This is a genomic window from uncultured Campylobacter sp., assembly GCF_937890585.1.
Lineage (GTDB): Bacteria > Campylobacterota > Campylobacteria > Campylobacterales > Campylobacteraceae > Campylobacter_A.
In genome coordinates, this window is record NZ_CALACG010000073.1 from 1 (window position 1) to 9,739 (window position 9,739).

Genomic DNA, 9,739 nt, shown 5'->3' on the forward strand with positions numbered 1-9,739 from the left:
TTGGTCTAGTAAACAAAATATAAATATTTATTTACAATATAATTTATATTTTAATGATGACACACATAAAAAACGGAGGTTTGTCATGGGTGAATTTATATCTAAATTATTTAGATCTAAAAAATTCCAAATGTTTTTAGTGATTTTATGTATCGTTTTAATGCCAGCTCTTGGCATTATATTTCAAAAAATTCAAGGTATCTCAAGTCAGCTGGAAAACGCCTCAGCTAGGCAACTAAATTCCTACAAACTAGCAGATGAGCTTAGACAAAGTTCTGATGATCTTACAAGGCTTGTTAGATCATACGTGGCTATGGCTGGTAAAAATGCGAGCTTTGAAGAGCAGTATAACGCTGTTTTGGACATAAGAAATGGCAAAAGTCCAAGGCCACAAGAGTATGAGAGAATTTACTGGGACTTCGTAGCTGGCGGCATCGCAAAGCCAAGACCTGACTCAGATGTAAAGGTAGCGCTAAAAGATCTGATGAAGCAAGAAGGCTTTACCGCAGATGAGTTTAAAAAGCTTGAAGAAGCGGAGTCAAGGTCAAATGCACTTGTAAATCTTGAGGTAAAAGCCTTTGAAATGATCAAAAATTTAAGCAAAGCTGAGCCTGAACAAAGAGATGAGATTTTAAAAAAGGCGCTTGAGCTAGTAAATGGCAAAGAGTATCACGAACAAAAGGCCTTCATCATGAAGCCACTTGATGAGTTTTTTGTCTTGGTTTCAGATAGAACTCACAATGAAGTTAAAAATTTACAAACCGATCTTAGCCTTTATCAAAGTATATTTAAAATTTTACTTGGCATAACGATCTTTTGCTCGATCATCCTCTCAATCGTAAACAACAAAGTCATACAGGGGATTTTAGGAGGAAAACCAGCTCAGATAGAAAATGTGATCTCGGAGATCTCAAATGGAAATTTAGCTGTTAATATCACGACAGATAGCCCAAAAAGTGCCATGGGACTCTTGCAAGCTGTCGCACAAAATTTAAGAAATTTAATAAGTGAAGCAAAACAGTTATCACATGAAAACTCATCTACGGCCTATGAGCTAAGCTCAACCTCTCTAAGCGCTGGCAAAAATGCTGAAAGAACCGCTGAGATAGTAGCTGAGGCGGCTCATAAAGCAAATGAGATAAAAAATCAGCTTTTAGAGTTTATTGAAGAGGTAAAAGTCGGTAGAGACGATATGAAAAAGGCAAGCAGTGGAATAGAAGGTGCAAATAAAGCCATTTTTGAACTTACCTCAAAGATAGAAAATAGTGTGCAAGCAGAGCTTGGTCTGTCTGAGAAGATATCAAGGCTTAGTGGCGAGGCCGAGCAGGTAAAAAGTGTCCTCTCAGTCATAAACGACATAGCCGATCAGACAAATTTATTAGCCTTAAATGCCGCTATCGAGGCAGCTCGCGCTGGAGAGCACGGCAGAGGCTTTGCAGTCGTTGCTGACGAAGTTAGAAAACTAGCTGAGCGCACTCAAAAGAGCCTAGTTGAGATAAACGCAACGATAAACGTCATCGTCCAAGAGATAGCTCAAACTAGCGAACAAATGGGCACAAACTCAGCCCAGATAGAAGAGTTAAATGTAGTAGCTGACAATGTAAAAGACAAGATCGCCATGCTAGCTCAAAGCATGAATCAAGCTATAAGTTTATCTGAAAAAAATGTGGTTGATTACATAAAAACTGGAGATAATGTAACTGAAATTTTAAACGACACTAATAACATAAATATCATCTCCTCTCAAAACACAAAAAGTATCGAGGAGATCGCAGCAGCAGCCGAGCACCTCAACAAAATGACAGAGACTCTAAACAACAAACTAGACAAATTTAAGGTTTGATCCTAAATTTAACCCAAAAAGCCCTTTGGTAAAAATACCAAGGGGCTTTACATTATGCTACTTTAAGCCGCCTTTTATACTTTATATAAGAGAAAAATTTGTATAATCAGCCATCATAAAAAGGACAAAATTTGCAAAAAGTAATATTAGTAGGCAAGCCAAATGTCGGCAAAAGCTCACTTTTTAACCGCTTAGCAAGAAGACGCATCGCCATAACAAGCGACGTTAGCGGCACCACAAGAGATACAAACAAAGCCAAGATCGAAGTTGAGGGTAAAGAGTGCATTTTAATCGACAGCGGTGGGCTTGATGATAGCAGCGAGCTTTTTAAAAACGTAAAAGCAAAGACCTTAGCAGAGGCTAAAAACTCAGACGTTATCCTCTACATGGTCGATGGCAAGATGATGCCAGATGACGATGATAGAGCCATTTTTTACGAGCTTAGCAAGCTAAATTTACCAATCGCTCTAGTCATCAATAAAATCGACAGCAAAAAAGACGAGCAAAGAGAGTGGGAATTTGTAAGTTTTGGCGCGAAAAACTCATTTGGAATTTCAGTAAGCCACAACACTGGCGTCGATGAGCTTAGCATCTGGCTAGCAAAGCACTTGGAAGAGAAAGTGCAGCTAAAGGCCGATTTGAACGAAGATTTTGATGATTTTTTAGAAAACTATAACGACGAAGGCGAGCTAAGCGACGAGATAGACTACGAGAGCAAAAACATCAGAGTTGGCATCATAGGCCGTGTAAATGTCGGCAAAAGCTCACTTCTAAACGCTCTTGTAAAAGAGAGCCGTGCCGTCGTTAGCGACGTAGCAGGCACTACGATCGATCCAGTCAATGAAATTTACGAGCATGATGGCAGGGTTTTTGAATTTGTCGATACTGCTGGTATCAGGAAGCGTGGCAAGATCGAGGGTATCGAGAGATACGCACTAAATAGAACTGAGAAAATTTTAGAAGAGACAGACGTCGCGCTACTCGTGCTTGATAGCTCTGAGCCGCTAACCGAGCTTGACGAGCGTATCGCTGGCATAGCCTCTAAATTTGAGCTTGGCGTCATCATCGTGCTAAACAAATGGGACAAAAGCAGCGAAGAATTTGACGAGCTTTGCAAAGAGATAAAAGATAGGTTTAAATTTCTCTCATATGCGCCGATCATCAGCGTTTCGGCACTTGGCGGCAAAAGAGTGCATAAAATTTACCCACTCATAGTTGAAATTTACAAAAACTACACCCAAAAAATTCAAACATCAAAGCTAAATGACGTGATCAGCGAAGCGACCAAAGCGCACCCACTGCCACGCGACAAAGGCAGGGTCGTGAAAATCTACTATGCAGCGCAGTTTAAGACCGCACCTATCATGATAGCACTCATTATGAACCGCCCAAAATGCCTGCACTTTAGCTACAAACGCTACCTAACAAACAAGCTTAGAGAGAGCTTTAACCTAACTGGCGTGCCTATCGTGCTAATCCCTAAAAAACGTGGAGAGAGTGATGAAGACAAAGAACAATAATATCGTTTTGATAGGGTTTATGGGCGTTGGCAAGGGCACGACTGCAAGGGCTTTAGGCAAGGCGCTAAAGACGATGAACCTCGACTGCGACGACCTGCTAGAAAGCTCTCAAAATATGAAGATAAAAACCATCTTTGAAGAGTACGGAGAGGAGTATTTTAGGCAGCTTGAAAAAGACCTTGCTAAATTTCTAGCGACAAATGTCAAAAATAGCATTATTTCAACTGGTGGTGGCTTTGCGAAGGTTAAAAATTTAAAGAAAATAGGCACCGTGATCTATCTAAAAGCAAGCTTTGATGCGATAATGCAAAGGCTAAAAAACAGCAAAAATAGCGAGAAAAAGCTTGCCAAACGTCCGCTTTTAAGCGACCTAAAAAAGGCTGAGGCGCTACATCTGGAGCGTGAGGAGCTTTATGAAAAAAAGGCTGATTATATCATCGAGGTGGAGGGCAAGACCCCAAAACAGATCGTAAAAGAGATAAGGATACTTTTAAAAGTTTAGTTGCAAAGTGGCGATGGCTGCTTGCAACGATAAATTTCAAGATCAGGCTAGATGGGTGTCTAGTGTGGTGTTGGAATTTGTGATGTTTGAGCTAGATTTAGCGTTTTGTAGTGAGAAATTTTGGCGAAGTTTTGAGATAAATTTTTGCTTCACTTTGATAAAGCGCTAAAGCGACAAATGTTGTGCGGTTAAATTTTAAGATCAAGCTAGATACAAAAAATCTAACGTGATGTTAAAATTTAAAAAAGCATTTTGGCGAAGAATTTTGAGATGAATTTAAATGTTGTGCAGTCAAATTTTAATCAAGACTAGGCATTTAGCCTGTCGATTACAAACTCATTTAAAGGCGCTCAAAAAAACGAAGCCAAAATTTGAAAGGATAAGATGAGAGTATTAACCGGCCTCCAACCAAGCGGAAAGCTGCATTTAGGCAACTATTTTGCCTCGATAAAGCAGATGGTTGATATGCAAGAAAAAAACGAAATGTTTATGTTTATAGCAAACTACCACGCGATGACCAGTCTTAGCGAGGCAAAGGCGCTAAAGCAAAACACCTTTGACGCTGCTTGTGCCTTTTTGGCACTTGGGATCGACCCAAACAAGAGCATTTTCTGGGTGCAAAGTGACGTCAAAGACGTGCTTGAGCTTTACTGGGTACTAAGCCAGCACACGCCTATGGGCCTACTTGAGCGCGCGCACAGCTACAAAGACAAGGTCGCAAAGGGCCTTAGCTCGCACCACGGACTCTTTAGCTATCCAGTTTTGATGGCAGCTGATATCTTGCTTTATAACGCGCAGGTCGTGCCTGTGGGCAAGGACCAGATCCAGCACGTAGAGATCGCGCGTGATATTGCGATCAAATTTAACAACGAACATGGCGAGATATTCACTCTGCCCGAGGCAAAGATCGATGAAAATGTCGCTACCGTGCCTGGCACAAACGGCGAAAAGATGAGCAAAAGCTACGGCAATACGATCGATATCTTCGCAGACGCCAAGACGCTTAAAAAGCAAATTTCTAGTATCGTAACTGATGGCACGCCGCTTGAAGAGCCAAAGCAGTGGCAAAACTGCAACGTCTATAATATCGCAAAGCTTTTCTTAGACGAGAGCGGACAGCGCGACTTGCAGGCTAGATATGAGCGTGGAGGAGAAGGTCACGGGCACTTTAAAGCCTATCTAAACGAGCTTGTTTGGGACTATTTCAAAGAGGCAAGAGAGAAATTTGAGCACTATCAAAACAACCCTGACGAGGTGGCTAAAATTTTAGATCTAGGCGCTAAAAAAGCTCAAAATATAGCTCACGAAACGATAGAAAAAGTGCGTGAAGCAGTTGGAATTTACAGATAAGGAAAAAAATGCAAAATTTATATCCCTACGCACAGATAATCCACCTTTTTTGTGCGATCATATTTGTTGGTTATCTATTTTTTGATGTGATCATATTAAGAGCAGCGAGCAAAAAGCTGCCACCAGAGCTTGCGCAAAAGGCAAAGCAAGCCATCGGCTCGGTAGCTGTTAGGATCATGCCTATTTGTCTGCTACTTTTAGTTTTAACTGGTGGCATGATGATGAGTAGCTTAGTCGGTAGCAAGGCTGGAGGTTACTTTGAGACAAAATTGCAGATATTTTTAATGATCAAATTTTGCTTAGCGATGGTGATAGTGGCTGCGGTGATAGTAAATTTAAGCTGCAAATTTATATTTAAGCGCCCTAGCCCACTTGGCAACATCCACCCTATCGCACTTACGCTTGCGGTGATAATCGTTTTGCTTGCAAAAGTTATGTTTATGGTTTAAATTTAGAGGCTAATTTTGCCTCTAAATCATAAAGACTTTTTTATAACATCTAAGATTTTTTCATTTTCAAATTGCGTTTCAAATTTCACGTCAAATCCGCTATTTCTAAAAAGCTCTTGTGCATGCTTAATCTTTTGCTTCTCACTTATCGCAAGTTCGCTTTTAGGTTTATTTTTTGTTTCTATGATGAAATTTAGTCTACTTTTACCATCTTTTTTATTTATTATATAAGCAAAATCTGGCGAATACGTACCGCCACCTGCTACTGGGATTTTTATCGAATTCTTTGGGATTTTTGTAAAGACAACCACTTCTGAGATCTCCTCAATGATATTTTCTTTCTCGAGTTCTGAGTCATAAAATATCTCATCAAACAAATACTCTTTTGCGGTCTCGCCTTTAATGCTTTGCACCCCAAGATCTTTAGGGCTTACGTCTTTTACATCTCCTTTTTCATCAGTAAATTTTGTTGGATGCACGCTACTTTCTACTTTTTTATAAGAGATGCTAAATTTGCTTATCGCATTTTCTAGTAAGTAGCGATTAAATTCATTTTTTAAGGCATATATCGTAGATAAATTTAAATAATTTTTTATATCTACTTCTTTACATTTTTCAAATGCAATATACAACGTATCTAATCGCACACATATCACGTCGCTTAATTTCACTAAAAATTCTTTATAAGTCAGTGTATTTATAGGCTCTATCTTATCCTCTACACTACTTATATTTACGACGCTCATACCACTTTTTGTAGCATTTATGCCAAACCTCTGCACCTCGAGCCCACTTGGCTTAAATATATCTTTGCTATCAGATAAAAAATCACTAAAAATTTTACTAAATTCGCTTTCATCTTTTATCATATATTCTAAGATGGCTCGCTCGTTTAGCCTCTCCCAAAGCTCTTTTAGCTCAGCAAACTTAGCAGGTCTTATCTTTATACCTTTTTTCTTGTCTTCGACGTTTCTTATCTTTTGCGATAAATTTCCGTTTCGTAGCGGATAAATCTCTTTAAATTTTTCATATCCACCTTCTAAAAATTTATTACTTCTGTTAATAGCGCATTCTTCATCAAGTCTTTTTAAAATTTCGTCTTTGCTTATGCCAAATTTCAAAGCTACAAGCCTTATCATATCTTCAGTAAGTTCTTCTTTATTTATTTCAGCTTCAACACTTTCATTTATCTCGTTTATCAAACTATTTGCAAAGTCCTTTTCTTTAAAATCAACAATGTAGTTAAGCATAAATTTATCATCTTTTACACGAGCCATATACTCATTTACAGGCAGTCTTAGCCCACGCCCTACTTCTTGTAGCTTACTTGTGTTTGAACCACTGCTTCTTAGTTTGCAGATAGTAAATACATTTGGATTATCCCAGCCTTCACGCAAAGTCCATTTTGAAAATATAAAACGTCTTGTGTTTTCTAAACTAAGCAAACTCTCTTTATCGTGTAAAATTTCATCTATCTCTTTTTGTATCTTCTCATCTTTATCATCATTATCTTTTGAAAAGTATCCACCATGAGTTAAAGAAAGATCGTCAAGCGATTTTTTTAAATAATCTTTATAAAATCCAGGCTCTTCTTCTTTATAAATTTGCTCCATTTTTGATTTTATAAGTTTTTCAAATTCAATTCTAAAATCTCCTTTTTTCTCGCGGTAGCTATCTATATCATTTATAAAAAATAGTGCAAGTGGTTTTATACGAGGAGATCTCTTCATCAGCTCACGCTCATTTTTAAAGTGCGCATCTACAGCAACTTCTAACATCTTTTGTTGAAGCGTTTGCGAGTAGCTAAAAGGATTTATTTCATCCCCTCTTTTCATCTCTAAGCCGTTATTTAGTAACACTATTTTTGTATTTAGCTTTTCTATCTTGATACCTCTTAAATTTTCATCTGTTAACTCCAGATCATCACCCTTACCAAGATTATAAAGCTTACTTTTTCTATCAGCTTTACGCTCAAATTTAGCAATCGTTGAGCTAGTAGATACCAGCCTTACACTTACGTCAGCCGCCTCGTCAAATTTAGCTACATAAACCTCTACACCTTTTACTAGATCCGCATTAAAAGCATCAAGCGCATTTAACTCATAAATTTTATTTTCAAACTCTTTAAAAGTAGCGCCGTATCTAAATGTAAGTTGAGCGTTAAATTTCTTCAAATTTTCCCACGTTTTATTTTCTTTATCAAATTTATGTGGTTCGTCTATTATCAAAATAGGCCTTGTATATGAGATAGCCTTAAAAGGATTTGATATCTCATCAAAAAGAGTTACGTCAAATTCTTTTTGCAGCGTTTGAGAGTTTATCATACCTTGATTTATCACAAGCACGTGTATAGCATTATTTTCACTAGCTCTTGCATACTCGCTTATCGCACTTGGCATACGCTCTTTTTTATCGTTTTGCTTTGCGCTCTCGACTAGATAAATTTTGATATTTTTAGAGTAGATATCTCTAAAATGCTCTCTGGTAGCTTCTGAGTTTAAAAAGCTCATCGTTCCGGCTTTTATAGAAAGCGTCGGCACTGCGATTATAAATTTAAAAACGCCTGCGATTTTATTTAGCTCAAACATCATTTTCGTAAACGTATACGTTTTGCCGGTGCCGGTTTGCATACAGACGTCAAAAACCTTGTTTTTACTTTCTATTAGAGGATTTTGCTCTGCGTTTAGGCTCGTTTTTATCTCACATCCAACTAAAGCATCCATAACCGCATTTATCGCTTCATTTTGATGAGGCAAATCTTTTTCGTAATTAAATCCAGCCATTTTTAATGCCTTGCAATTAAGCTTATTTGCAAATTCTTTTTATTTGCATAATTTTTAATAGCTTCGTCTAACTCACGCCATCTCGTACTTTCAAAACTAGGCTCGTAAATTACTATTTTCTCAGGTGCAAATTCTTTATCGCTATCTATTTTCTCAACCAAAGCTTTTAAATTTTTACCATTAAAATTTTCATTTATAAGATATAGCTTTTTCTGTGCATAATACGCCTCATATCCTCCCAAATCTACTCTTTTTAACTCATCTGTTAGTTTTATGCCGTCATAAACTGCAAATGTAGTTAAAAGTGCTGTCAAATCATCTTTTGAAAGCTCATTTTTAGGAAATAAATTCGGCTCTTTCGTATCAGAGTCACCGTCTAAATAATTATCTAAATATGATTTTAAAGGCGGAACGGCAGAAAATATTTTAAATTTAAGCCGCGCATCGTCTTCAGAGAGAGAGAGATTGCGCTGCGCGCAAGATACGCTCTTTTGTTATATCAAAGATAGTTGGATTTTTACTTTTTAACTCATTTTTACAAAAATCATAAGCCGTTTTGCTCTTTTTCTCGTCTATTTTTTCATCAAGCTGAACTAATATAAATTTACGGTTGCCGCCATCTTCTAAATTTTGAGCCATTACAGCGTGAGCGGTCGTGCCAGAGCCAACAAAGAAGTCTAGAATTAAGTCATCTTTGTTGGTCGAAATTTGAATAAAGTCAATTAGTAATTGAAGCGGTTTTGGATTTGAGAAAATTTTTTCACCAAACAAATTTTTAACTTCAACAGTTCCATTGCCACTACTATACGATGGTTTGTAAAAAAGTGTTTTTGGTTTTTTTGATGGCATATCCCCTAATGACGGTCTTTGTTTTTTGTATAAACCTATTGTTCCACTTCTTGAGACTATAACATCATCAATATCTTTTTTAAATTTTTCTTTACTCCAACGCCATCGCATTTCTTGATTGTTTGTTATAGGATAAATTACTTCTAAATTTTTAAAAGGCGGATTATTATTGTCGGAAATATATATTTTATTATCTGCATCTATAAATATAGGGAAAAACAATGATGGTCTATCTTCTCGTCTTCCAGCCTCACCAGTAGCTTTTAAATTTGCACCTTGTTTAAAATAGCCCTTTTCATCAATTTGCCAATCATCTAATTCTTCATCATCAATATTAAATTCGCCTAGTTTTAACAAATTTTTATTTTTTGAATATGTAATTGTATATTCGTGTGTACCAGCAAAGCCAAATTCATCATTATTTCCTTTTAAATTCATTATAG

The 9,739-nt window shown here is 37.3% G+C and carries 8 protein-coding genes; 5 read left to right on the forward strand and 3 right to left on the reverse strand.

Annotated elements, in window-relative coordinates:
* Positions 1 to 130 precede the first annotated feature (130 nt).
* From Q0296_RS01945 to Q0296_RS01965, 5 genes are all read left to right on the forward strand, one after another.
* The gene (locus tag Q0296_RS01945) at positions 131 to 1,843 is read left to right on the forward strand and encodes a methyl-accepting chemotaxis protein (protein ID WP_298035977.1); all 1,713 of its coding nucleotides are present in this window, start codon (positions 131 to 133) and stop codon (positions 1,841 to 1,843) included.
* Between the two features lie 131 nt (positions 1,844 to 1,974).
* Entirely contained in the window at positions 1,975 to 3,363 is a 1,389-nt protein-coding gene (gene der / locus Q0296_RS01950) for a ribosome biogenesis GTPase Der (RefSeq protein ID WP_298035978.1), read from the forward strand.
* Complete coding sequence (locus Q0296_RS01955) at positions 3,344 to 3,865, forward strand: shikimate kinase (protein ID WP_298035980.1); 522 nt, start codon at positions 3,344 to 3,346, stop codon at positions 3,863 to 3,865. The genes der and Q0296_RS01955 overlap by 20 nt, the downstream gene beginning before the upstream one ends.
* A gap of 384 nt (positions 3,866 to 4,249) precedes the next feature.
* Positions 4,250 to 5,215 (forward strand): tryptophan--tRNA ligase, encoded by a 966-nt coding sequence (gene trpS / locus Q0296_RS01960; protein ID WP_298035983.1) that lies wholly within the window; start codon positions 4,250 to 4,252, stop codon positions 5,213 to 5,215.
* 8 nt (positions 5,216 to 5,223) lie between these two features.
* Positions 5,224 to 5,664 (forward strand): copper resistance protein CopD, encoded by a 441-nt coding sequence (locus Q0296_RS01965; protein WP_298035984.1) that lies wholly within the window; start codon positions 5,224 to 5,226, stop codon positions 5,662 to 5,664.
* Positions 5,665 to 5,690: 26 nt separating this feature from the next.
* Here Q0296_RS01965 and Q0296_RS01970 read toward each other — a convergent pair whose 3' ends face one another.
* The 3 genes from Q0296_RS01970 to Q0296_RS01980 all read right to left on the reverse strand — a co-directional run.
* Positions 5,691 to 8,447, reverse strand: coding sequence for a type III restriction-modification system endonuclease (locus tag Q0296_RS01970; RefSeq protein ID WP_298035986.1), 2,757 nt, complete (start codon positions 8,445 to 8,447; stop codon positions 5,691 to 5,693).
* A gap of 2 nt (positions 8,448 to 8,449) precedes the next feature.
* On the reverse strand, positions 8,450 to 8,761 hold the full coding sequence (locus Q0296_RS01975) for a hypothetical protein (protein ID WP_258033934.1): 312 nt from the start codon (positions 8,759 to 8,761) through the stop codon (positions 8,450 to 8,452).
* Between the two features lie 136 nt (positions 8,762 to 8,897).
* A partial coding sequence (locus Q0296_RS01980) for a DNA methyltransferase (protein ID WP_298035989.1) occupies positions 8,898 to 9,739 on the reverse strand: 842 nt, incomplete at its 5' end.